The sequence below is a fragment of the Moraxella sp. CTOTU46711 genome, assembly GCF_031975715.1.
Classification (GTDB): domain Bacteria; phylum Pseudomonadota; class Gammaproteobacteria; order Pseudomonadales; family Moraxellaceae; genus Faucicola.
The window spans coordinates 625,782-648,201 of the sequence record NZ_DALYMP010000001.1 but is presented as its reverse complement, the minus strand read 5'-3'; the positions used below and the strand labels follow the sequence as shown (position 1 = coordinate 648,201).

At 42.8% G+C, this 22,420-nt stretch carries 20 protein-coding genes; 15 read left to right on the top strand and 5 right to left on the bottom strand.

Annotation, left to right across the window (positions count from 1 at the left end; translation table 11 throughout):
- Positions 1 to 132 precede the first annotated feature (132 nt).
- From ispC to lpxA, 7 genes are all read left to right on the top strand, one after another.
- Positions 133 to 1,353 carry a 1-deoxy-D-xylulose-5-phosphate reductoisomerase gene (ispC, locus tag RTJ53_RS02795; protein ID WP_312275742.1) on the top strand — a complete coding sequence of 407 codons (1,221 nt, stop codon included), beginning with the start codon at positions 133 to 135 and terminating at the stop codon, positions 1,351 to 1,353.
- A 118-nt stretch (positions 1,354 to 1,471) separates the two neighbouring features.
- Positions 1,472 to 2,839, top strand: a complete 1,368-nt coding sequence (gene rseP, locus RTJ53_RS02790) for an RIP metalloprotease RseP (protein WP_312275741.1) — start codon at positions 1,472 to 1,474, stop codon at positions 2,837 to 2,839.
- A 332-nt stretch (positions 2,840 to 3,171) separates the two neighbouring features.
- Entirely contained in the window at positions 3,172 to 5,565 is a 2,394-nt protein-coding gene (gene bamA / locus RTJ53_RS02785) for an outer membrane protein assembly factor BamA (protein ID WP_312275740.1), read from the top strand.
- A gap of 13 nt (positions 5,566 to 5,578) precedes the next feature.
- Complete coding sequence (locus tag RTJ53_RS02780; protein WP_312275739.1) at positions 5,579 to 6,091, top strand: OmpH/Skp family outer membrane protein; 513 nt, start codon at positions 5,579 to 5,581, stop codon at positions 6,089 to 6,091.
- A gap of 109 nt (positions 6,092 to 6,200) precedes the next feature.
- Complete coding sequence (lpxD, locus tag RTJ53_RS02775; protein ID WP_312275738.1) at positions 6,201 to 7,253, top strand: UDP-3-O-(3-hydroxymyristoyl)glucosamine N-acyltransferase; 1,053 nt, start codon at positions 6,201 to 6,203, stop codon at positions 7,251 to 7,253.
- A 128-nt stretch (positions 7,254 to 7,381) separates the two neighbouring features.
- Positions 7,382 to 7,897, top strand: a complete 516-nt coding sequence (gene fabZ / locus RTJ53_RS02770; protein ID WP_312275737.1) for a 3-hydroxyacyl-ACP dehydratase FabZ — start codon at positions 7,382 to 7,384, stop codon at positions 7,895 to 7,897.
- Between the two features lie 229 nt (positions 7,898 to 8,126).
- Positions 8,127 to 8,903 carry an acyl-ACP--UDP-N-acetylglucosamine O-acyltransferase gene (gene lpxA, locus RTJ53_RS02765; RefSeq protein WP_138018921.1) on the top strand — a complete coding sequence of 259 codons (777 nt, stop codon included), beginning with the start codon at positions 8,127 to 8,129 and terminating at the stop codon, positions 8,901 to 8,903.
- Positions 8,904 to 9,021: 118 nt separating this feature from the next.
- Here the strand turns inward: lpxA and tgt are convergent, their stop codons facing one another.
- The 3 genes from tgt to RTJ53_RS02750 are packed head-to-tail and all read right to left on the bottom strand — an operon-like array spanning position 9,022 to position 11,877.
- The gene (gene tgt / locus RTJ53_RS02760; protein ID WP_312275736.1) at positions 9,022 to 10,158 is read right to left on the bottom strand and encodes a tRNA guanosine(34) transglycosylase Tgt; all 1,137 of its coding nucleotides are present in this window, start codon (positions 10,156 to 10,158) and stop codon (positions 9,022 to 9,024) included.
- Between the two features lie 56 nt (positions 10,159 to 10,214).
- Positions 10,215 to 11,288 carry a tRNA preQ1(34) S-adenosylmethionine ribosyltransferase-isomerase QueA gene (gene queA / locus RTJ53_RS02755; RefSeq protein WP_312275735.1) on the bottom strand — a complete coding sequence of 358 codons (1,074 nt, stop codon included), beginning with the start codon at positions 11,286 to 11,288 and terminating at the stop codon, positions 10,215 to 10,217.
- 7 nt (positions 11,289 to 11,295) lie between these two features.
- Complete coding sequence (locus RTJ53_RS02750) at positions 11,296 to 11,877, bottom strand: acyl-CoA thioesterase (RefSeq protein ID WP_201664270.1); 582 nt, start codon at positions 11,875 to 11,877, stop codon at positions 11,296 to 11,298.
- Positions 11,878 to 11,992: 115 nt separating this feature from the next.
- On the opposite strand from RTJ53_RS02750, the gene RTJ53_RS02745 reads away from it, so the two are divergent.
- On the top strand, positions 11,993 to 12,571 hold the full coding sequence (locus RTJ53_RS02745) for a DUF924 family protein (RefSeq protein WP_312275734.1): 579 nt from the start codon (positions 11,993 to 11,995) through the stop codon (positions 12,569 to 12,571).
- On the opposite strand, the gene queG is transcribed toward RTJ53_RS02745, so the two are convergent.
- Entirely contained in the window at positions 12,568 to 13,695 is a 1,128-nt protein-coding gene (gene queG, locus RTJ53_RS02740; RefSeq protein WP_312275733.1) for a tRNA epoxyqueuosine(34) reductase QueG, read from the bottom strand. The two genes, RTJ53_RS02745 and queG, sit on opposite strands and share 4 nt — an antisense overlap.
- A gap of 70 nt (positions 13,696 to 13,765) precedes the next feature.
- Here queG and RTJ53_RS02735 point away from each other — a divergent pair, with 70 nt between their 5' ends.
- Entirely contained in the window at positions 13,766 to 15,424 is a 1,659-nt protein-coding gene (locus tag RTJ53_RS02735) for an NAD(P)H-hydrate dehydratase (protein WP_312275732.1), read from the top strand.
- Between the two features lie 111 nt (positions 15,425 to 15,535).
- On the opposite strand, the gene RTJ53_RS02730 is transcribed toward RTJ53_RS02735, so the two are convergent.
- Positions 15,536 to 15,964: a DUF4124 domain-containing protein gene (locus RTJ53_RS02730; RefSeq protein WP_312275731.1), complete on the bottom strand. Its 429-nt coding sequence runs from the start codon at positions 15,962 to 15,964 to the stop codon at positions 15,536 to 15,538.
- A gap of 806 nt (positions 15,965 to 16,770) precedes the next feature.
- Here RTJ53_RS02730 and RTJ53_RS02725 point away from each other — a divergent pair.
- The 6 genes from RTJ53_RS02725 (at position 16,771) to RTJ53_RS02700 (ending at position 22,373) form a co-directional block, all read left to right on the top strand.
- On the top strand, positions 16,771 to 18,486 hold the full coding sequence (locus tag RTJ53_RS02725) for an acetolactate synthase 3 large subunit (protein ID WP_312275919.1): 1,716 nt from the start codon (positions 16,771 to 16,773) through the stop codon (positions 18,484 to 18,486).
- Entirely contained in the window at positions 18,486 to 18,977 is a 492-nt protein-coding gene (gene ilvN, locus RTJ53_RS02720; RefSeq protein ID WP_007116784.1) for an acetolactate synthase small subunit, read from the top strand. The genes RTJ53_RS02725 and ilvN overlap by 1 nt, the downstream gene beginning before the upstream one ends.
- A 48-nt stretch (positions 18,978 to 19,025) precedes the next feature.
- Positions 19,026 to 20,042, top strand: coding sequence for a ketol-acid reductoisomerase (gene ilvC, locus RTJ53_RS02715; RefSeq protein ID WP_065252581.1), 1,017 nt, complete (start codon positions 19,026 to 19,028; stop codon positions 20,040 to 20,042).
- 208 nt (positions 20,043 to 20,250) lie between these two features.
- Positions 20,251 to 20,730, top strand: a complete 480-nt coding sequence (locus tag RTJ53_RS02710; RefSeq protein WP_312275730.1) for a hypothetical protein — start codon at positions 20,251 to 20,253, stop codon at positions 20,728 to 20,730.
- A gap of 211 nt (positions 20,731 to 20,941) precedes the next feature.
- Positions 20,942 to 21,154, top strand: coding sequence for a cold-shock protein (locus RTJ53_RS02705; RefSeq protein ID WP_007116781.1), 213 nt, complete (start codon positions 20,942 to 20,944; stop codon positions 21,152 to 21,154).
- A gap of 469 nt (positions 21,155 to 21,623) precedes the next feature.
- A complete protein-coding gene (locus RTJ53_RS02700) occupies positions 21,624 to 22,373 on the top strand; it encodes an electron transfer flavoprotein subunit beta/FixA family protein (protein WP_312275729.1) in 750 nt (249 codons plus the stop codon).
- Positions 22,374 to 22,420: the final 47 nt, after the last annotated feature.

The window sequence follows — 22,420 nt, the reverse complement described above, 5'->3', positions numbered from 1 at the left end:
GCAACTGCTTTTTGATTGATGCTTAAAAATCTTCTCGCGTGTTAATATGCTTACCACAGTGGCAATTTGCCGCTGTAAACGCAAAATGTTAGGTTTAACCGCCGTCTGCCCGCAACTTACTAGGTCATTGTAATGCTATCTTCAAGTCACACTATACCGCAAAAAAACATTGCTATCATGGGCGCAACAGGCTCTATCGGCGATAGTACGCTATCGGTCGTCAGTCAGCATCCTGATTTGTATAACGTGGTCGGGGTGACAGGGTTTTCACGGCTCGATAAACTGTTGAGCATTTGCCAGAAATTTGAGCCAACTTATGTTTGTGTTTCCAAAGAAAAGGAAACAACATTTGCGCAGATGCTCCGTGAGGCTAATCTAGGCTGCAAGATTTTGATTGGTGAGCAAGGTTTGGTTGAGCTTGCCACGCTAGCAGAAGTGGACATGGTGGTTGCGGCTATTGTCGGCGCTGCAGGCTTGCCATCAACGCTGGCAGCGGCTAACGCGGGCAAAACTATTTTGCTCGCCAATAAAGAAGCGTTAGTGATGGCAGGTGAGCTGATGATTAAAGCCGTCAAGCAGTCAAATGCCAAATTGCTCCCAATTGATAGTGAGCACAATGCCATTTTTCAATGCTTGCCTACCGCGGTGCAACAACAGCGCAATGCCATTCATGATGATAACCATGGTATTAAAAAGCTTTGGTTAACGGCCTCAGGTGGACCATTTTTACACAAAACACTCGATGATATGAAAAGCGCCAGCGTTGCAGAAGCTGTCAAACACCCGAACTGGTCCATGGGGCAAAAAATATCGGTAGATAGTGCTACTATGATGAATAAAGGCTTGGAGCTGATTGAAGCGAGTTTTTTATTTGATATGCCGGTCTCTGAGATTGAAGTGGTCATACATCCGCAAAGCATCGTACACTCCATGGTTGAATACAACGATGGTAGTTTTTTAGCGCAGTTAGGCAGTCCTGATATGCGTACCCCCATTGCCCATGCTATGGCATACCCCAATCGTATCAGCAGTGGGGTGGAACGATTAGACATTTTTAAGTTAAGTAATTTAAATTTTGTCCGACCTGATTTAGAAAAGTTTAAATGCCTAGGGTTGGCTTATCAAGCCATGCAACAAGGCAGCTATGCGTGTATCGCCTTAAATGCCAGTAATGAGATAGCCGTTCAAGCGTTTTTGGATGGCGACATCCGTTTAACCGATATTGCTGATATCAATGAAAAAGTGCTATTGCAAGCCGAAAAACAGTCGATTGGGTCATTGCAAGCGATTTTGGCGGTCGATAAACTAAGCCGTGAACAAGCACACCAATGTATTGCCGATTTAAACGCTTAAAAAAAGCTTAAAAATAGTTGGCAACACTGGTTGATAATCGTTAAAAATGACGACATAACTTATTAAGATAACGATAGTTAAATTATTTTTAGCCTGTGATTTTGTCAAAAGGATAGCCATGAATTTCATCTTGACCGTTTTAGCTGCGATTGTGGTACTAGGACCTTTGGTTGCGCTACATGAGTGGGGGCATTACATTGTTGCTCGGCTGTGCGGTGTCAAGGTATTGACCTATTCAATTGGGTTTGGTCCAAAGCTGCTAAGCTGGACCAGTAAAAAAACTGGGATTAATTATGCTGTCTCTGCGATTCCGCTTGGCGGCTATGTCAAAATGCTCGATGAGCGAGAAGGCAAAGTCAATCCAGCCGAACGTCATTTAGCCTTTAATACCCAACAACCTTGGAAAAAAATCGCCATCGTCGCAGCAGGTCCGGTGATGAACTTACTCATTGCGATTTTTTTGTATTGGCTGCTATTTATCACCCCAACCCAAGTATTGGCGACCAAAGTTGGCAGTATTTTACCCAATTCACCCGTCAGTCAAACCAGTCTCACAGTTGGTGACGAAATTGTTGCGGTCGATAATAAACCTATCCAAAGTTGGCAGGATATTAACTATGCGTTAGCCGATCGCATGGGTGAGTCGGGACAAGTTAATTTAACGGTGAATGCCGCGCAGGGTCAAACCAATGTTGTCGTGCCGATACAGCGCTTTATGAAAGCAGAACCGGGTAAAGCAACCAATCCCATTGATAGTCTAGGCGCGATTCCGTGGCAACCAAAAATTCCTGCGGTGGTCGGTGAAATTGTCCCAAATAGCGCTGCCGCGCGTCAAGGCCTGCAAGTCGGTGATACCATCAGCCGTGTCAACGGTCAACCGGTGAGCGATTGGCTGGCGTTTTCACAAGTTGTCAAATCAAGCCCCGAGCAGTTATTAACCCTTGAAATACAGCGCCAAGGCAAAATCATCCCCTTAAAAGTCATGCCACAAGCAAAAAAAGATACCATGGGCAATCGATTTGGACAGATTGGCGCAGCTGCAATGGCATCTAAGGTTACACCGCCACCTGAGTATATAAAAACCATTCAATATACGCCCATCCAAGCGGTGGAAAAATCTGTGCATCAAACTGTCGATTTAAGTGCCATGACCCTCAAATCAATGGGTAAAATGTTGACGGGCACCATTGGGGTAGAGAACCTATCAGGCCCCATTACCATTGCCAAAGTCGCCAATCAAAGTTTTAGCATCGGTTGGGAAGCGGTATTGTCGTTTATGGCGATTATCAGTTTAAGCCTCGCTGTGCTCAATTTATTACCAGTACCTGTGCTCGATGGCGGTCATATTGTCATGTATGCCTATGAGGCTATTTTTGGTAAACCCATGCCCGAAAAAATACAAATGATGGGAATGAATATTGGTTTAGTTTTGCTTGCAGGTTTCATGCTGTTGGCGATTGGTAACGATATCTCACGCTTGTTTTAACCGACCCAAATTTGGCTAAAATATTGATTTGTAGTTTTGTTTTTTCGCTAGACTTTACGCAAAATTTAGCTTACCTTATGCCAGTAAAATTTATTTACGGATCTCTTGTACTTTGATAATACAAGCTACACATCAAAGACAAACTATTACTAGAAGTTTAATCAAGTCACCCTTTTTGATAGCATTTGTCATTTTTAGCGAACCAAACTTAGATTACCAAGCCTAGATTACCAAACTTTGGTAAATACCTTTGGATAACTAATTTTGGATACCTAAAAGTGACAGGTTTCATGCATTATCTTTGGGCAGTCGTCAATTCGGAAACAAGTTATATGCGAAATTCAGCGTTATTTTTGGTTGCACCGTTAGCACTCGTTACCTCGTATGCACAAGCGGCAAATTTTACCGTGAGCGATATTCAATTTAATGGATTGACACGGGTATCCGCTGATAACCTCTATCCCGTGCTTGCTGTCAATACCGGTGAAGTAGCAAACGATGCCAATATCGCAGCTAGTATCAAAGCCCTCTATGAAACTGGCAATTTCTCAGACGTTAAAGCATCCCAATCAGGCAATAAATTGGTATTTGACGTGGTAGAGCGCCCAATTATCGCAAATGTCACTTATGACGGTAATAAACTGATTCCAAAAGAAGCATTGACCGAAGGCCTAAAACGTATTGGCATCGTAGAAGGCAATGTATTAAAACAGGCGACAGTTGAGCAAGTCCAAAATGAGCTAAAACAGCAATACAATCAGCAAGGGTATTATAATAGCGAAGTTAATGTGACCCAAACGCCTTTAGACAATAACCGTGTCGCGCTTAAATTTAATTTTGTTGAAGGTAAAGCGGCGCGTGTTGTCGATATCAAGGTGATTGGTAACAAACATTTTAGCGACAAAGAAATCAGACAGGCGATGAGCATCAAAGAAAGCTCATGGATCAATGTGATTAGCAAATCTGACCGCTATGCCAAAGAAAAGCTTGCGGCAAGTTTAGAAAATGTCACTGCCATGTACCAAAACGCGGGCTTCGTCAAATTCACCATCAATGATGCCACCATTAATTTAAGTCCAGAAAAAGATAAAGTGTTTATTGAGCTCAATCTTACTGAAGGTGAGCAATATAAATTTGGCAATGTCAACTTTATGGGTACGCCCAACTACGACACCGACAAGCTTCGTAAGCAGGTGGCATTTAAGCCAGGTGAGCGTTATTCACAACGTCAAATGACGACAACCTTACAAAATCTAGGCACATTGTATGGTAACGATGGCTACTATTTTGCCCAAATCCGTCCAGTGCCGCGTATCAATGAGGACACTCGCACGGTAGATGTTGATTTCTTTATTGATCCTGTGCGTCCTGTATATGTGCGCCGTATCAATTTTACCGGTAACAATAAAACAGCTGATGAAGTATTGCGCCGAGAAATGCGCCAAATGGAAGGCACATTAGCCGCCAATGAAAAAATCGATTTGTCGCGCACGCGTTTAATGCGTACAGGCTTCTTCAAAACTGTCAACATGGATGTCAAACCTGTCCCTAACACACCCGATCAGGTGGATATCAATGTCGCAGTAGAGGAGCAACCATCAGGTACCAGTACCATTGCGGCTGGTTATTCACAAAGTGGTGGTATCACTTTCCAAGCAGGTTTAAGTCAATCTAACTTTTTGGGTACAGGTAATCAGGTCAATATTTCGTTATCGCGTTCTGAGACGTTAGATAGTTATAATTTGGGCTATACCAACCCGTACTTTACCCCAGATGGGATATCGCAAAGTGCCAGTATCTATGCACGCAAAACCAAATATGACAGCAAAAACATTTCAAACTATGTCACCGATTCGTATGGCGGCACCTTAGGTTTTAGCTATCCGATTGATGAAAATAAGAGTTTAAGTGCCGGTCTCACACTTGATAGTACCAAAATCAAAGCAGGCGCTTTGTTAGCGGTATCAAACTATCAATACTTAAAAGACGAAGGCAATCTTGAAATAGGTTCAGACTCCGATGGCAATGAATCATTCGAATCAGACCCATTTAATACCGCTAGCCTAAATTTAGGCTGGAATATGAACACGCTTGACCGTGGACGTTTTCCAACCAAAGGTATGTCACATAACGTCAATTTGGAACTGGCCTTTGGTGATGCCACCTACCAAAAACTGGTCTACCAAGGCAACTACTATCGACCATTCCTAAAAAATACCGTACTGCGCGGTTATACCAAGTTAGGATATGGTAACGATTTACCTTTCTGGGAAAACTTCTTCGCAGGGGGTTATGGCTCAGTGCGTGGTTATGAGAATGCCACTTTAGGCCCTACCAGTAATCGTTATTATCCAGTGAAGAATAATAATGGGGTCGATAATTACCCAGAAGAGATTGGCGGTAATGCACTTGCGCAAGTGGGTACTGAATTAATCTTGCCGATGCCGTTTAAAGGCGATTGGGCAGACCAAATCCGTCCTGTGTTATTTGTTGAAGGGGCGCAAGTGTTTGACACCACCAATAAATATGACCAAAAAGTCACAGTGGGTGACAATACCGTATCGCTATTAAATGAAAAAGACAATGACATGCGTTTTAGCGCGGGTGCAGGCTTCACTTGGATTACCCCCATTGGCCCAATCTCATTAAGCTATGCTGTTCCGCTCAATGATAAAGATAAAGATAAAATCGATAATGTACAGTTCGAAATTGGACGTACATTCTAAAAGGTCTATGTATATGAAAATAATGACTCAGTTAGCCACAGCGAGTATTTTGAGTGTATTGGCAATGCCAGTTTTTGCCAATACCGTTGCGGTTTGGAATTCCCAAGTTGCCATTAACAATACTAACATCGCCAAAACCAAAATTGGCGTGGTGCAAGCGGCGGTCAAACCAAAGCAGCAGCAGCTTGACAGCTACAAAGCCACCATTGAGCGTTTGCAAAAACAATATGCCACGCAAAACGCTCAGATGACCCAAGCACAGAAGGATGATTTGCGTAAGCAAATTCAAACCAACCTACAAAACTATGAACAGGTTGCCAGTCAAATCCAGTCCATCATTGATACCAATGAGGCAGAAGTGATGCAGCGAATTCTCCCCAAAATCCAAGCCATTAAAGAAACTATTGTGCGTCAAAAAAATATTGATGTGCTCATTGATAATCGTGATAGAACGGTCAGTTATGTCAAACCTGAATGGGATGTAACGGCAGATTTTACCAAAGCGATTAACGATCAAGTAAAATAATATTTTTTAAGCTCAGAGGTTTTAGCAAAAACGCAATATTCGACTATTGCGTTTTTTATTTTCTGTGTAAAATTAAGGCAAATTTTAAGCAAACGATTGGAGTAATTAAATGGCGTTCACCCTCACACAAATTTTGGATTTTTTAGGTAGTGACGTCATTGACCAAGGGGATGCGCAAACCGACCAAGATTTGCAGAAACAAATTTCCAAAATCGCCTCTCTTGAGGATGCCACTGGCACCGATATCACGTTTATCGCCAATCCTCTATTTGAATCAAAATTGCAAACCACGGGCGCTGGTGCCGTGCTAGTCCCCGCATCCTTACAGGAAAAAAGCCCAAGCCATAGCGTTGCCATCGTGGTCAAATCACCTTATGCCGCATATGCCAAACTGACGGCATTGTTTGAACCGACCCAAGCGTATCATCAGACAATCAACCCTAATTTATCCGCTAGTTTGATTCACCCGACTGCCATTTTGGGTAACAATCTGCAATTGGGCGACAATGTGCGTATTGGTGCGTATAGCCAAATCGGTGATAACTGCGTCATTGGTGATGGCGTCAAGATTGAGGCCCAAGTCAATATTCAGCCCAATGTCGTGATTGGCGAAGGTAGCTTGATTGCGCCGCACGTATATATCGGGCATGATTGTGTATTGGGTAAATATGTCAGCTTGCACAGTCATGCCAGCATTGGCAATGACGGGTTTGGCTTTGCCCCTAAAGGCAGTACAGATGAAGTAGGGTGGCAAAAAATTCACCAATTAGGGCGAGTGGTATTGGGCGATCATGTCAGCGTAGGCAGCCATACCTGTATCGATCGCGGCGCGCTGAATGATACGGTTATCGGTAATCATGTCATTATCGATAATTTGGTGCAAATTGCCCACAATGTGAAAATTGGTGCTGGCACGGCGATTGCAGCGTGTGTGGGGATTGCTGGCAGTACAGAAATTGGTAAACGCTGTATGATTGGTGGCGCATCAGGTTTTGCAGGTCATATCAAAATTTGTGATGATGTCACGATTACTGGCATGACGATGGTAACCAAATCGATTCACCAACCGGGTGTATATTCTTCAGGCATGCCAGTGATGCCCAATAGCTTATGGAAAAGAGCCTATATTAATTTTAAGCAACTTGGCAAACCAAAAAGTTAATCGTTACCTTTATCCATCAAATAATTTGAGAAAACAACTGTAAACTCAATCTTAAAACCGTTACAATGGTTGTTTTTCACAAATCTATTTTTTTGATAAAGATATTTAAAAGTATAAAGGATATATCCATGGATTTTGATAAGTTAATTGATGAAGACATCGCTGGCCTTGCACAGATTGGGGTGACATTACCTCTCAATGCCGTTGTGTTACGTGATTATCTGCCTCACCGTTATCCTTTTATGCTATTAGACAGAGTCACTGCGGTAAAACCGAACGAGTGGATTACCGGTCTTAAAAACATCACCATTAACGAGCCTTTTTTTAACGGTCACTTTCCTGAAGAGCCTATCATGCCAGGTGTTTTAATGATTGAAGCCATGGCGCAGGTAGCGGGTGTACTGGGTTTTATCAGCAAAAATGTCAAACCAAGAGATGGCTATATTTATCTGTTTGCTGGGGTCGATAAAGTACGTTTTAAACGTCAAGTCATCCCCGGTGATCAGCTCATTTTACGTGCCGAAAAAACCATGGAGCGTCACAGTATCTATAAATTTAGTTGTACAGCTTGCGTGGGCGATGAGTTGGCAGCCAGTGCAGAAATCACCATTGCAGAGCAGCGTACCCAATATCCTCAGTCATGACTTTAACATCATTTTTACATGGTCTGAATAAGGCGCGTTTTTAATAAGCTATACCGATAAAATCTGTTTAAGTTAAGCAAAATCCTTGATAAAAATGGCATACTTTAGTAAAAATGCTATAATGTCGTTTTTATTTTAACCTGCTGTTTATGGTTAGCTTTACCTATGGTTTCAGCTAAACCTGTATTTTTAATTGTTCTTGAATAGTAGGCTGGTATAAGGATTTTTCATGACGATTCACCCAACGGCGATTATTGATGCCACTGCAACGATACACCCGTCGGTCAAGATAGGGCCGTATTGTATTATTGGTGAACATGTCACAATTGGGGCACAGACCGTGCTTCACCCCCATGTTGTCGTTAGCAAGTTTACCCGTATCGGTGAGCGTAACCAGATTTTTCAATTCGCTAGCATCGGCGAAGACTGCCAAGATCTCAAATACCAAGGCGAGGAGACGTGGCTAGAAATTGGCGATGACAATCGCATTCGCGAAGCCTGTAGCATTCATCGCGGCACGGTACAAGATAAAGGCATCACACGCGTTGGTAGCCGTAATCTGTTTATGGTCAATACCCATATTGCGCACGATTGCGTGATTGGGAGCGACAACATTGTGGCTAATAATGTGGGGATTGCAGGGCATGTCCGCATCGGTAACCATGTGATTGTCGGTGGTAATTCAGGTATTCACCAGTTTTGTAGCATTGATGATTATAGTTTGATTGGTGGCGCCAGCTTGATTTTAAAAGATGTTGCGGCTTTTAACATGGTATCTGGCAACCCTGCCAAAAGCCATGGTCTTAATATCGAAGGCATGCGCCGCAAAGGTTGGTCAAAGCAAACTATCGATTATCTACGCCAGGCTTATCGGGTGATTTTCCGTTCAGGACTGACCAAAGAAGAAGCCATTGTCGCAGTGACCGAGCAGCTATTACCCCAAGAACCTTTGGTACAATTGCTATTGGATTCCCTGATTCATAGCGAACGCGGCTTAGTCAGATAACGTGGTAAGATAAGATATTAAGAAAGGATAGCATTGCTATTTAGCGTATCAACAGCAGCTTATAAAAAGTAAAAAAGAGCCAAATCGGCTCTTTTTTTTAGGTGTTTTTAAGTGTTTTTTAGGTCAAATGCAAATCTGGTTTTGGTAAGTTTTGCTGCTGATAAAAAGTATCGACAAACGCATCAAACTTATCATCTTCAATGGACTGACGGATATCTGCCATCAAGCGCTGATAGTAACGTAAATTGTGTATGGTGCCCAACTGTGCCGATAGCATTTCATTGCACTTGAACAAATGATGCAAATAGGCGCGGCTAAAATTCTGACAAGTATAACAATCACATTCGCTATCAAGCGGACTTTGGTCAAATCGGTGCACCGCATTTTTAATTTTAACGGCGCCAAAAGTGGTGAAATAATGACCATTTCGCGCATTACGTGTTGGCATCACGCAATCAAACATATCAACACCGCGGCGTACCGCTTCCACGATATCTTCAGGTTTACCCACGCCCATCAAGTATCTGGGCTTATCGGCTGGCATATCATCGGGTAAGTAATCAAGCACTGCCATCATTTCTTCTTTTGGCTCACCGACTGACAGCCCACCAATGGCATAGCCATCAAACCCAATAGCGAGCAACCCTTCTAGGGATTTTTCGCGAAGGTTGCGATACATACTGCCTTGGATAATACCAAACAAAGCATTCTGGTTACCCAGTTTTTCATGCTCATTTTTACAGCGCTCGCCCCAACGCAGCGATAGTTCAAGCGATGTATCCGCTTCGCTAGGCGTTGCAGGATAGGGCGTGCATTCATCAAACTGCATGACGATGTCTGAGTTCAGTGAATATTGAATTTGCATCGATATTTCGGGGGATAAAAACACCTTTGCGCCATCAATGGGCGAGCGAAAATAGACGCCTTCTTCTTTGATTTTACGCATTGCACCAAGGCTAAAGACTTGAAAACCGCCGGAATCGGTTAAAATCGGCTTGTTCCAACCGATAAAGTCATGTAAGCCACCAAATTTGTTAATGACATCGGTGGTGGGACGCAGCCACAAATGAAAGGTATTGCCTAAGATGATTTCGGCACCGATTTCGTGGATATCCCGCGGCAGCATGCCTTTGACGGTGCCATAAGTACCGACAGGCATAAAGGCAGGGGTTTGCACATCGCCATGAGCGAGATGAACCGTACCACGGCGAGCACGGCTCTCGCCTGTAGCGTTTTTATGTAAGGTAAATTGCATAATCTAAAGTTTCTGTAACAGGTTTTTTAAAAGGTTAAAATCATAAAAGGTTGAAATTATACCACTTTATCCAACAACATCGCATCACCGTAACTAAAGAAACGATATCGTTGCTCGATGGCGTGCTGATAAGCCTGTTTGATGGGCTCACTGCCTGCAAACGCTGACACCAGCATCAATAGCGTGGATTTTGGCAAATGAAAATTGGTGATGAGCTTATCAATCACCCCAAACCTAAATGACGGATAAATAAAAATATCGGTGTCACCTGACCAAGCCGATAGCATTGGGTTTTCAAAATTGGTGGTTTTTTGAAACGCCGTTTCTAATACCCGTGTCACAGTGGTACCGACTGCAATCACTTGCCCGCCACGGGCTTTGGTTTGGTTAATCAAATCGGCAGTCGCTTGGGGCAACTCGGCATATTCTGAGTGCATTTTATGGCGCAAAATATCCTCTGTCTTAACAGGGGCAAATGTGCCTGCACCGACATGCAAGGTGACAAAGGCGGTATTGATGCCCTTGGACTTGAATGCAGCCAATACATTGTCGTCAAAATGCAGGCTTGCGGTCGGTGCGGCTACGCTGGCAAGTTTGGTTGGGTCATGGAATACCGTTTGATAGCGGGTTTCGTCATTGTCATCGGCATGGCGCTCAAAATAGGGCGGAATCGGCAGTTCGCCATAGTGCTCAAGCACAGGCAATATCGGTTGGTCAAATTCTAGCAAAAATAAATTGTCTTCACGCCCCATGACCGTGGCATGGATGTTACCATCGGCAAGGCTCAACGTTTGCCCCTCTTTTGGGCTGCGGCTGGCGCGTACATGACACAAAGCGGTGTGCTTTTGGCTGCTAGTAGCATCATCGGGCAAAATACGCTCGACCAATACTTCGACCGCGCCGCCACTGGCTTTTTGCCCAAACAGCCTTGCTTTCATGACCTTGGTGTCATTAAACACCACCAAGTCACCACTATTTAACAACTCTGGCAAATCCACAAATTGTTGGTCTTTGGGTTGACCATGGGCAGGCAAATACAGCAATCGAGAGGCGGAGCGCACCGCTAACGGATAGCGGGCAATGAGTTCATCGGGCAGTTGATAATCAAAGTCATCTAAAGTTAAAGGCATTTATGGGTTACTCGGTGATAGCAGAATCTTTGGTAAGGTGGACATTGGCTTTAGGAAATGGGCGGATTTTATCGGCATCTGACCAAGCTTTGACCCAGTCATCAGGTGGCATATTGATATCTTTATAATCCAATGCGCTGAGTACTTGCTTAGTTGGCAAAACCTTGCCTGTCACGATGTTGGTGATACCAGTGCGCAGCAGCGCAGAGCAAGTCGGCTGACCTTTGACCCACATGCTTTGCTCGATATAAAACCAGCGCTCATCAACAGCTATCAATCGGGTTTTGATGGTGACCTTATCAAATAAACGAACACGCTTACGATATTGGATGGTGCTACCAGCGACCACCAGCCCCCAGCGATGCTTGAATAATTTTTTGGCAAGCCCTGAGCGAATGGCAAGATCGTTTCGCCCCAAATCAAACAGCGTAAAGATACGCCCGTTGTTCATTTCAAAAAAATTATCAATGTCGTTGATATTAGCGGTCAAGGTGATTTCGCTGGTATCGGTTAATTGAAGCGAATGACCTTGCTTTTGTTTAATCGCGCTTTTAATGGCATGGGTGCCCAGTCGTAAAAAAGGATACATGGTTGTTCTCAATCTAAATTTGTGCCACATTATAGGTAAATCGCGCTTGTTTAGCAAAATTTGTCACTATCATTACCCAACAAGTCACTATAATTACTCTACAAAAGGAAAGCAAATGACCAATCAATCACAGGTAGCAGCGCAACCCTTATCAGCGGACGCTAAAAAGGTATTAGATTTTTGGTTGCAGGAAAATACTAAGCCATTTTGGTTTGCCAAAGATGAGGATTTTGATAAAACTGTAACGGCTAAATTTTTAGCCACACTTGAGCAAGCCAAACGAGGCGAGTTAGGGGATTGGCGAGCCAGTACAAAAGGGCGATTGGCAGAAATCATTGTATTGGACCAGTTTTCACGCAATATTTTTCGAGATTCTTCACAGGCTTTTGCCCAAGATGGCATGGCGTTAGTATTGGCGCAAGAAATCGTCAAACAGCCAGATTTTGACAAGTTAAATCAAGACGAACGCAATTTTGCTTTAATGCCTTTTATGCATGCGGAATCGGCAAACATTCATCAGCAGGCGTTGCCATTATTTAAAAAATACGCCAGTGACAATACATTAGCGTTTGAATATAAGCATCAAGCCATTATTGAAAGATTTGGGCGTTATCCGCACCGCAATGCGATTTTGGGCAGACAATCCAGTGATGAGGAAATCGCCTTTTTGCAACAACCCAACTCGTCATTTTAACTTTTATTAAGTTGTTGCTGGATCGCCCAATCAATATGTTCTTGTGTGTTTTCGCTTAGCATGGGGCGTTTTTGTTGCAATTTGTCAATAATTGCTTGGCTAAATGGTGCATTGCCCAAGGCTACCGCCACATTGCGCATAAAGTTGTCGTAGCCCGTGCGGCGAATCGGCGAGCCTTCAGTTTTTGTCAAAAAATCCTGTGCATCCCATGCCCATAATTCAAGCAGTGACACCTCATCTAAACGGTGACGCGGATTAAAATCCTCAATCGTCGCTAATTTGGCAAATTTATTCCAAGGACAAATCAACTGACAATCATCACAGCCAAAAATGCGATTGCCGATTTTGGGGCGAAGTTCTACAGGGATTTTGCCATCTAATTCAATGGTTAAATACGAAATACACAGCCGTGCATCGACATCATAATGCCCGGTGGGTGTTTTGCGGATGGCATGGGTCGGGCACACATGAATACAAGCACGGCAACTGCCACAATGCGATGACACAGTTTTGATTTGCTTGTTATCCTCTGCCAAAGGCAAACTGGTGAATAATTCCCCCAATACAAAAAATGACCCCGCTTGTGGGTGAATCAGCAAGGTGTGTTTGCCTGTCCAGCCCAAACCTGCTTGCTCAGCCAACGCGCGCTCAAATATAGGCGCGGAGTCGCTAAAGGGACGAAACACAAAGTCGTTGGCATATTGCGGATAATCGGTGGTTAGTTTGTCTTGAATCAGTCTGGCTAGGGTTTTTAGTAACCCTCGCATGGTTTTATGATAATCACGTCCTCGAGCATAGCGGGCAATAATCGCTGAGTTGGGGCGCTCGTTGTCTGGTACACTGCGTTTGGGCGGCGGCGTGACCAGATAATCTAAACGCACGCTAATGATACTTTGCGTCCTGTCAACTAACAGGGCAGGGTTAGCACGTTTATCATGATTGTCTTCAAAAAACAGCATATCCCCATGTTTACCTTGTGCTAGCCAGGTTTGCAAGGCATCAAGCTGTTTTACAAAGATGGGATTGGTTGGATGGACAAAGCCACAATCAGCAAACCCCAACGCCTTGGCTTGCGCCTTTATCCAGCCCTTGAGTGCATTGATTTCGTTTGTAGTGTCCAACATGCCAACAACCAGATAAAATTAAAATGCTATTATAGCAAAATAAACACCTACCACATCATTGGATCATCTTATGCAAAATAATGCACAGACGGATAAAAATACTGTGATGCAGAACGCCATTGCCTTATATAGCCCCAAACAAATTTATGACATTGAAAAAAACTGGTTTAGCAAAAATGACAGTTTTGCCTTAATGCAACAAGCTGCATGGCAACTTGCACACATCATCAAGCAGGAAAGTAGCAATCAAAAAGGCAGTCACCATCAAAAAAGCAGTCACCATCAAAAATCGGTATTGGTAGTGGCAGGCGCGGGTAATAATGGCGGCGATGCTTGGTTGGTGGCGCATTATGTGAACAAGCTTTGCCCACATTGGTCAGTTACCGTAGTACAAGTCGCAGCGCCTAACACCCTCGATAGCCAAACAGCAAAGCACCTATACCAGTCAAACTGTGCAAATGCGGCAAAATATCTGACGTTGACGGCATTTTTACAGCCATTCTATGAGCTTGGTTTAAGCTATCAGTATGATGTGGTGATTGATGGGTTATTGGGGATTGGACTCGATGGCAAGCCTAGCGGTGATTATCAGACAATCATCAATTGGATTAATCAATACCGCAAGCAAGTTCACGCTTGTCAAGTCATCAGCATCGATGTACCCAGCGGACTAAATGCCGCTACGGGCGAAGTGTGTGATGATACGGCTATTAAGGCAGACACGACACTTTGTTTAATCGGGCGAAAGGTCGGACTGCATATCGGGGATAGTAAAGATTATGTTGGCACTGTGATTGATGTGCCTTTGCTGCCTGTTGAGCAATCAGGCATCTTGTTACACACGAAGCTACCTAACTTACCACCACGCCAACAGGTGAGCCATAAAGGTACGTACGGTCATGTACTCATCATCGGTGGCAATCGGTTACAGGATGGGCATGGCATGGCAGGGGCGGCGATATTGGCCGCCAGTGCAGCATTGAGCAATGGTGCAGGCAAAGTCACCGTTGCTTGTCATCGTGATTTTCATTCAGCTATTATCACCGCTTTGCCCAATGCCATGACCGCGGATTTAAACAATATCGCTAGCGTCATCGAGCTGATTAACGCGGTGGATGTGGTTGCCATCGGCATGGGTTTGGGTAGGGATAAAGTAACGCTTGAGTTATTTAACCAGTATCTTACGGCGATCAAACAATCAGAGAAGTTATGTGTCATTGACGCTGATGGTTTATACCATTTGGCAGATTGGGCAGGCACGAGTGACGGTTTAAATGCTCCAATTCAACCACGATTGGGACAGTCAAACCAACGTTTTTATCTAACGCCGCATTCAGCGGAAGCAGGATGTTTGCTCAATCAACCCTATGCTGACATCGATCGAGACAAAATCAGCGCGATTCGGGCGTTAGCTCACCAATATGGGGGCAATTGGCTCATCAAAGGTGCACAAACGATTGTACTTGAACGAGATAGTTTTGAAAGAGACTGTATTGATATTTGCGGCTTGGGCAATGCCGGTATGGCAACGGCTGGCATGGGCGACTGCTTGGCAGGTCTGATGGCGGGCTTATTGGGGCAAGCAATTGCCGCACCCATGCTAACCGCCGTGCTTATACATGCCAAAGCAGGTGATACCTTAGCAGAAAAAATGGGTGAATATGCGTTGCAAGCCAATCACATGGCATCGGCAATCGGTGACATCATCCATCAAATCACGCAAGATTAAAATCACGGCAGGTTAAGAAGGTACAATAGAAAAAAGGTGAGAATTCACTCACCTTTAACCTTTACACACCTTTAATTTTAATTGAATGCTAAAGTCATATAGCATGCAAAGTTATTTACAGTATTGGCTCACTGTTTGCGCGACTTGCTGACGGCGTAGCTCAATTTCACGACCATCTAGGTATTTACGTTCACCTTTATTATCCATCTCATAGACGCGCCCGCCTTGGTTTAAGTTGGCAAGGGTATTTTGTAATGATTTACAGCGCTCAGCATCTTGCTGTTTTTTGAGTTGCTGATTTTGTGCTTCAAGTTCAGCAGCGCGTTTTTGATCGGCTGTCAGCGTTGGTGATACACCTGATGCAGCACCTGTGCTATTGCCAGCGCTTGCAGGTGCACGACTACTAGGTCCAAGTTCACGGGTATTAACCACTTGCACTTGTCGCAAATTAACACCATTGGTCGGCGCATATTGGCTATAATGCGGCACACCATTTTTGTCAGTCCACTTGTAATAAGTTGCTGCATTTGAACTCGCCATAACGAATGGTGATAACATGAGTGATAACAAAAACAGTGGCTTTAACATTGTTTTTCCTGTGCAAGAAACGAGAAAATTATGCGATAGCCTATCACAGCTTGATAGCTTTTAGCAGTAAATTTCGACAAGATAATCGTTTAATTTCCTAAAGGTAATTTTCTAAAAACAACTGGCTCAATCAGTCTGAGATTTTAAAGTTTATCAAATTTTAAAACCAAGCCTTAAAACCAAGCATTAAAACGGATTTATTTATCTATAACTAAAAGTTATGAATCTTAGTAGCTTTTTTTTATTGACAAGTGTTAAAAAAACTCACATCATAAGTCCTCTACTGGTCGTTAGTAACAATTATCGTTGGTTACTAATTGGTAAAATCTAAGCTAATTGGCGCTATCCGCTAATTAGGCTCTACAATTGGATGAGAGCATTTTTTACCGTTGTTGTTGTTTATGAATCTAAACAAAAGAATCTAACAACCCTGACTTATCGGTCAACAAAGACAAAAAGTAGCCATCAATTTATACATTACGTAATTTTAGTGATGCTTTCTTTTTTGGTTATCATGCTTTTTGCCCTCGTCTGATTTGTTCACTGTTACCTTATGGCAGTGTTGAAGATTCTTGCTAATCATTTAGCAATTTTTATCTAAAACAACTTCCCAGTATCATTTTTGAAGACGACCATAAAAGGTGATGACAGTGACTCAAACTACCCAAGCTCCCAATATGACGGGAGAAAACCAAACGGCTCACGCTGCACCCAATTTTGACAAAAAAACTGCCAAAGCCTCAGCAGGTGAACCTGTCATGATGTCTGGTGCAGAAATGTTGGTGCAAGCGCTAATTGACGAAGGTGTTGAATACATTTTTGGCTATCCAGGCGGCGCCGTGTTGCATATTTATGATGCTTTGTTCAAACAAGATAGCATTGAGCACATCCTCGTGCGTCACGAACAAGCAGCGGGTCATATGGCAGATGCTTATTCCCGTGTGACAGGTCAAACCGGGGTAGTATTGGCGACATCAGGTCCTGGCGCCACCAATACGGTTACCGCCATCGCTACCGCGTTTATGGATTCCATTCCGATGGTTATCATCTCAGGTCAGGTGCCTTCAAGCCTCATCGGTGATGATGCGTTCCAAGAAACTGATATGATTGGTGTGTCACGTCCGGTCGTCAAACACAGTTTTCAAGTACGTCATGCCAGCGAAATCCCAGGAATCGTGCGTAAAGCATTTTATATTGCAAGCTCTGGTCGCCCAGGCCCTGTGGTGATTGATGTACCCAAAGATAAAACTGCGCCTAATGAAAAATTCCCTTATCATTTCCCTGAGTCGGTCAGTATGCGTTCTTACCAACCATCGGTTCGCGGTCATTCAGGACAAATTCGTAAAGCCATCGAAACCTTAATTGCTGCCAAACGCCCTGTTCTATATTCAGGGGGTGGCGTGATTGCGTCAAACGCAAGTGCAGAATTAACCGCATTAGCCCGTTTACTTAATTTGCCGGTGACCAATACTTTGATGGGATTGGGCGCTTATCCAGGGTCGGATAGACAGTTTTTAGGTATGCTTGGGATGCATGGGACGTATGAAGCCAATATGACCATGCACAATTCAGATGTGATTTTGGCTGTCGGTGCGCGTTTTGATGACCGTGTGACCAACAATACGCAAAAATTCTGTCCAAACGCTAAAATTATCCATATTGATATCGACCCTGCATCAATCTCAAAAACCATCAACGCACATATCCCGATCGTCGGTGATGTAAAAAATGTGCTAAGCGATATGCTCGCTGTATTAACAGAAAACAACGCACAGCTTGACCAAGCCGCGTTAAATGATTGGTGGGCACAAATCAATGAATGGCGTAAACGTCATGGTCTACGCTATGACAAAGACGATAGCAATGGCATGAAACCACAGCACGTTGTTGAGCGCTTATATGAGTTAACGCATGGTAAAGCTATCATCACATCTGATGTGGGTCAGCACCAAATGTTTGCCGCCCTATACTATAAATACGATGAGCCGCGTCAATGGTTAAACTCAGGTGGTTTAGGCACCATGGGGGTAGGGTTGCCTTATGCAATGGCAGCCAAACTTGCTAACCCAGAGCGTGATGTGGTCTGTATCACTGGTGAAGGCTCAATTCAGATGAATATCCAAGAGCTATCAACTTGCCTACAATATAACTTACCCGTGAAGATTTTAAATCTTAACAACGCCCAGTTGGGTATGGTCAAACAATGGCAAGACATGATTTATGAAGGTCGCCATTCGCACTCTTATATGGATTCATTGCCAGATTTTGTCAAACTTGCAGAAGCTTACGGTCATGTTGGTATCCAAATCACTGATCCAGCCAAACTTGATGAACAACTTGCTTATGCCTTATCACTCAAAGATCGACTGGTATTTATCGATGTACTCGTCGATAAAAATGAGCATGTTTATCCAATGCAATTAGCAGGTCAGTCAATGCGTGATATGTGGTTAGCCAAAGGGGAGCGTACCTAATGAAACATTTAATTTCTGTCTTAATGGAAAATGAATCAGGGTCACTGTCTCGTGTGGTTGGCTTATTTTCACAACGTGGCTACAACATCGAGACACTGAACGTTGCCCCAACCGATGACCCGACTTTATCGCGTTTGACCTTGACCACAGATACCGATCAAAATAAGATTGAGCAAGTGACCAAACAGTTGCACAAGCTGATTGAAATCGTTAAAGTAACCACGCTGACCGATAGTGTACATATTGAGCGCGAACTCATGCTGATCAAAGTACGTGCCACGGGTAGCAACCGCGAAGAAGTGAAGCGCTGTGCGGATATCTTCCGTGCAAGTATTGTTGATATCACGCCCAATGTCTATACCATTCAAATTGTCGGTGACACCGCAAAATTGGACGGCTTTATCGAATTGATGGGACGTGAACGCATTTTAGAGGTCGTACGTTCTGGTGTTATTGGTATCGCTCGGGGTGAAAAAATCCTCAGCGTCTAAATTTACCAACCTTTTAATAGTAGTTGTTTTTTACACAAGGAAATAGTTATGAACATTTTTTATGATAAAGATTGTGATCTATCAATCATCCAAGGCAAAAAAGTTGCGATTATCGGTTACGGATCACAAGGTCACGCCCACGCATTGAACCTAAAAGACAGCGGTGTTGATGTCACAGTTGGCCTGCGCAAAGATTCATCATCTTGGAAAAAAGCAGAAAATGCCGGCCTAAAAGTGGCTGAAGTAGAAGAAGCAGTCAAGCAAGCTGACTTAGTCATGATTTTGACCCCTGATGAATTCCAAAAACAACTTTACAATGACGTGATTGAGCCAAACATCAAACAAGGCGCTACGCTTGCATTTGCCCATGGTTTCTCTATCCATTACAACCAAGTGGTACCACGTAAAGACCTAGACGTCATCATGATTGCGCCCAAAGCACCGGGTCATACCGTGCGTAACGAATTTGCCACAGGCGGCGGTATTCCTGACTTAATCGCCGTTTACCAAGATGCGTCTGGTCAAGCCAAACAAGTGGCGTTATCTTACGCGATGGGCGTCGGCGGTGGTCGTTCAGGTATCATCGAAACAACGTTCAAAGACGAAACTGAAACTGACCTATTTGGTGAGCAAGCGGTACTGTGTGGTGGTGCGGTTGAACTGGTCAAAATGGGCTTTGAAACCTTGGTTGAAGCAGGTTATGCCCCAGAAATGGCTTACTTTGAATGTCTACACGAATTAAAATTGATTGTAGACTTGATGTACCAAGGCGGTATTGCTGATATGAACTACTCAATCAGTAACAACGCAGAATACGGTGAATACGTGACAGGTCTAGAAGTTATTAATGACCAATCACGTGAAGCGATGCGTAATGCCCTAAAACGTATCCAATCAGGCGAATATGCAAAAATGTTTATCGCTGAAGGTATGTCAAATTACCCATCAATGACAGCGCGCCGCCGTCAAACCGCTGAGCACGAAATCGAAAAAACAGGTGCCAAACTTCGCGGTATGATGCCTTGGATTACCTCAAGCAAAATCATCGACAAAGAGAAAAACTAGTTTTACCATCAGTTAGTTTTAACAATGGCATCATACCCAATTGGTAAAAACAATAAAATGACAATAACCCTGCGCTGTGTAAAGTTACATGGACAGGGTTTTTTAGTATAAAATAATGGGTATCGATATAAAGTTTATGAGATTTGTTTTGAATATAGCGTCTGTTTGGCAGTTGTCGACTGCAACTTTTTTAAACACTTTTAGCGGTATGAGTTCTTTGCCTGCATTGGCAAATCCTTTGAATTACCTGATGGGGGATGGCTATACTTTAAATTGGCAAGCAATTTATCTGGTCGGTACTTTAATTGTCGCCTTACTGATTGCGTATGAATCTATAGTTTTGAAAAAAAATTTAGGAAAATTGCCGCAATCGACGTTATTTAGCGTGAGCTCCATATTAGAAACTGTGTGGCTTATGGTATCTGTGGTCGCCGTATATTATGGCGGATTTAGTAGCATTGCCAAAGTCGTGCCATTTGCCTATATTTTGTATAGCATATTTGGTTGGATTTATGGATTTTATCTACTCAAAGATCAGGCGGGCGATATTAAAGATGTCGATGATATGAGTATGCCTATCAAATATATGGACTACAGCCTATCATTTTCACTGGTGATTACGGTGACCAGTATTGCGATATTTATCAATATGTTGATGAACGGTGTTATCGCCTTTAATCTAGCTTAATAAAGTCAATTTAAATCCCTTTTTAATTGTAACTTTGTGGTAAAAAGTTCAAAAAATAGTAGGTGAAACGCTAAAACTAGGCTATACTGTCATTATTCGCTAAAATACACTTAACAAATTTTTGGCGATGACAATTTATAACACCCTGTATTTACCTAAGTAATTGCAAGCGTTATAGATAACATAGTTAATTTTTAATGTAGGATTTTTTATGTCAGATAAAGCTACTGGTACTGTAAAATGGTTCAATGAGAGCAAAGGTTTCGGCTTCATCGCTCAAGATAATGGCGGTCAAGACGTTTTTGCTCATTACAGTGCAATCCAAGGTTCAGGTTTTAAAACACTTAAAGAAGGTCAACGTGTGAGCTTCGTATTGAGCCAAGGTCAAAAAGGCCCACAAGCCGAACAAATCGAAGCACAATAATAATAACTACAAGCTTAATTGTTTGTTTATTAACTGCTTATCTTAATTAGCTTGCAATAAAGAAAAACAACCAGACGATAGGTTGTTTTTTTTTGCGTGTTTGTTTTGTGTTTAATATTTATATCAAGCACAAGACATTTTATGTTGAATATTTAGTTAAAAAATTTCCCTAATTATTTTAGTTATGATATATTCGAAAAATTCAAGAATTTTTGATGTTTTCCAACTATTTTTTTATGACTTAAAATTCATAGGATTTTCTTGATTTGTTGGGTAAGTTATCGCAACATATATTATTAACGAAGATAATGGGTATTGTGAGTATTCACAGTATAACTATTCTTTTTAGCTTGCTAAGTTAGCTCACCAAGCTAGTTTAAGTTAACAAGAATAGGGTGTTCATTTTATCATGACTGGGGATACTTGGATTTATCCTCCTTTTTTAATTCATATAACAAACGAGGAACGTATGAAAGCATTAGTTGCTGTTAAACGTGTAGTTGACTATAACGTAAAAGTTCGTGTAAAAGCGGACAACACTGGTGTTGACTTAACCAATGTTAAAATGTCTGTAAACCCATTTGATGAGATTGCTGTGGAAGAAGCTGTACGCCTACAAGAAGCGGGCGTGGTCTCTGAAATTGTTGTTGTATCTATCGGACCAAAAGAAGCACAAGAACAAATCCGTGGTGCAATGGCACTGGGTGCAGATCGTGGTATTTTAGTTGAAACTACCGACACTGTACGTCCATTACAAGTCGCAAAAATTTTAAAAGCGATTGCACAAGCTGAAGCTGCTGACATCATTTTACTAGGCAAACAAGCGATTGATGATGACAACAACCAAACAGGTCAAATGCTAGCGGCATTACTAGATGTGGGTCAAGCAACCTTTGCATCACAAGTAAAAGTCGACGGTGGCAGTGTCAACGTAACACGTGAAATCGATGGTGGCTTACAAACCGTTCAGTTATCATTGCCTGCGGTTATCACCACTGATTTACGTTTAAATGAACCACGTTATGCCAAATTACCTAACATCATGAAAGCGAAGAAAAAACCATTAGAAGAGAAAAAACCAGAAGATTATGGTGTTTCTACCGCTACTAACATTCAAATCGTAAAAGTAACGCCACCTTCAGAGCGTAAAGCGGGTGTTAAAGTTAAATCGGTTGACGAGTTAGTCGATAAATTAAGAAACGAAGCTAAAGTTATCTAATCATTTAACTACCTTCAATTTAATTCGTCATTTAACGATAGCGATTA

What these genes read in the sequence shown, in the direction of transcription:
- RTJ53_RS02735 (WP_312275732.1), top strand. Translation starts at nt 13,766, where the DNA reads ATGCAAAATAATGCACAGACGGATAAAAATACTGTGATGCAGAACGCC.
- tgt (WP_312275736.1), bottom strand. Translation starts at nt 10,158, where the DNA reads ATGCAATTTACCTTACATAAAAACGCTACAGGCGAGAGCCGTGCTCGC.
- ilvN (WP_007116784.1), top strand. Translation starts at nt 18,486, where the DNA reads ATGAAACATTTAATTTCTGTCTTAATGGAAAATGAATCAGGGTCACTG.
- RTJ53_RS02725 (WP_312275919.1), top strand. Translation starts at nt 16,771, where the DNA reads ATGATGTCTGGTGCAGAAATGTTGGTGCAAGCGCTAATTGACGAAGGT.
- RTJ53_RS02705 (WP_007116781.1), top strand. Translation starts at nt 20,942, where the DNA reads ATGTCAGATAAAGCTACTGGTACTGTAAAATGGTTCAATGAGAGCAAA.
- rseP (WP_312275741.1), top strand. Translation starts at nt 1,472, where the DNA reads ATGAATTTCATCTTGACCGTTTTAGCTGCGATTGTGGTACTAGGACCT.
- fabZ (WP_312275737.1), top strand. Translation starts at nt 7,382, where the DNA reads ATGGATTTTGATAAGTTAATTGATGAAGACATCGCTGGCCTTGCACAG.
- RTJ53_RS02730 (WP_312275731.1), bottom strand. Translation starts at nt 15,964, where the DNA reads ATGGCGAGTTCAAATGCAGCAACTTATTACAAGTGGACTGACAAAAAT.
- RTJ53_RS02780 (WP_312275739.1), top strand. Translation starts at nt 5,579, where the DNA reads ATGAAAATAATGACTCAGTTAGCCACAGCGAGTATTTTGAGTGTATTG.
- bamA (WP_312275740.1), top strand. Translation starts at nt 3,172, where the DNA reads ATGCGAAATTCAGCGTTATTTTTGGTTGCACCGTTAGCACTCGTTACC.
- RTJ53_RS02700 (WP_312275729.1), top strand. Translation starts at nt 21,624, where the DNA reads ATGAAAGCATTAGTTGCTGTTAAACGTGTAGTTGACTATAACGTAAAA.
- RTJ53_RS02750 (WP_201664270.1), bottom strand. Translation starts at nt 11,877, where the DNA reads ATGTATCCTTTTTTACGACTGGGCACCCATGCCATTAAAAGCGCGATT.
- lpxA (WP_138018921.1), top strand. Translation starts at nt 8,127, where the DNA reads ATGACGATTCACCCAACGGCGATTATTGATGCCACTGCAACGATACAC.
- RTJ53_RS02745 (WP_312275734.1), top strand. Translation starts at nt 11,993, where the DNA reads ATGACCAATCAATCACAGGTAGCAGCGCAACCCTTATCAGCGGACGCT.
- ispC (WP_312275742.1), top strand. Translation starts at nt 133, where the DNA reads ATGCTATCTTCAAGTCACACTATACCGCAAAAAAACATTGCTATCATG.
- RTJ53_RS02710 (WP_312275730.1), top strand. Translation starts at nt 20,251, where the DNA reads ATGAGTTCTTTGCCTGCATTGGCAAATCCTTTGAATTACCTGATGGGG.
- queG (WP_312275733.1), bottom strand. Translation starts at nt 13,695, where the DNA reads ATGTTGGACACTACAAACGAAATCAATGCACTCAAGGGCTGGATAAAG.
- ilvC (WP_065252581.1), top strand. Translation starts at nt 19,026, where the DNA reads ATGAACATTTTTTATGATAAAGATTGTGATCTATCAATCATCCAAGGC.
- lpxD (WP_312275738.1), top strand. Translation starts at nt 6,201, where the DNA reads ATGGCGTTCACCCTCACACAAATTTTGGATTTTTTAGGTAGTGACGTC.
- queA (WP_312275735.1), bottom strand. Translation starts at nt 11,288, where the DNA reads ATGCCTTTAACTTTAGATGACTTTGATTATCAACTGCCCGATGAACTC.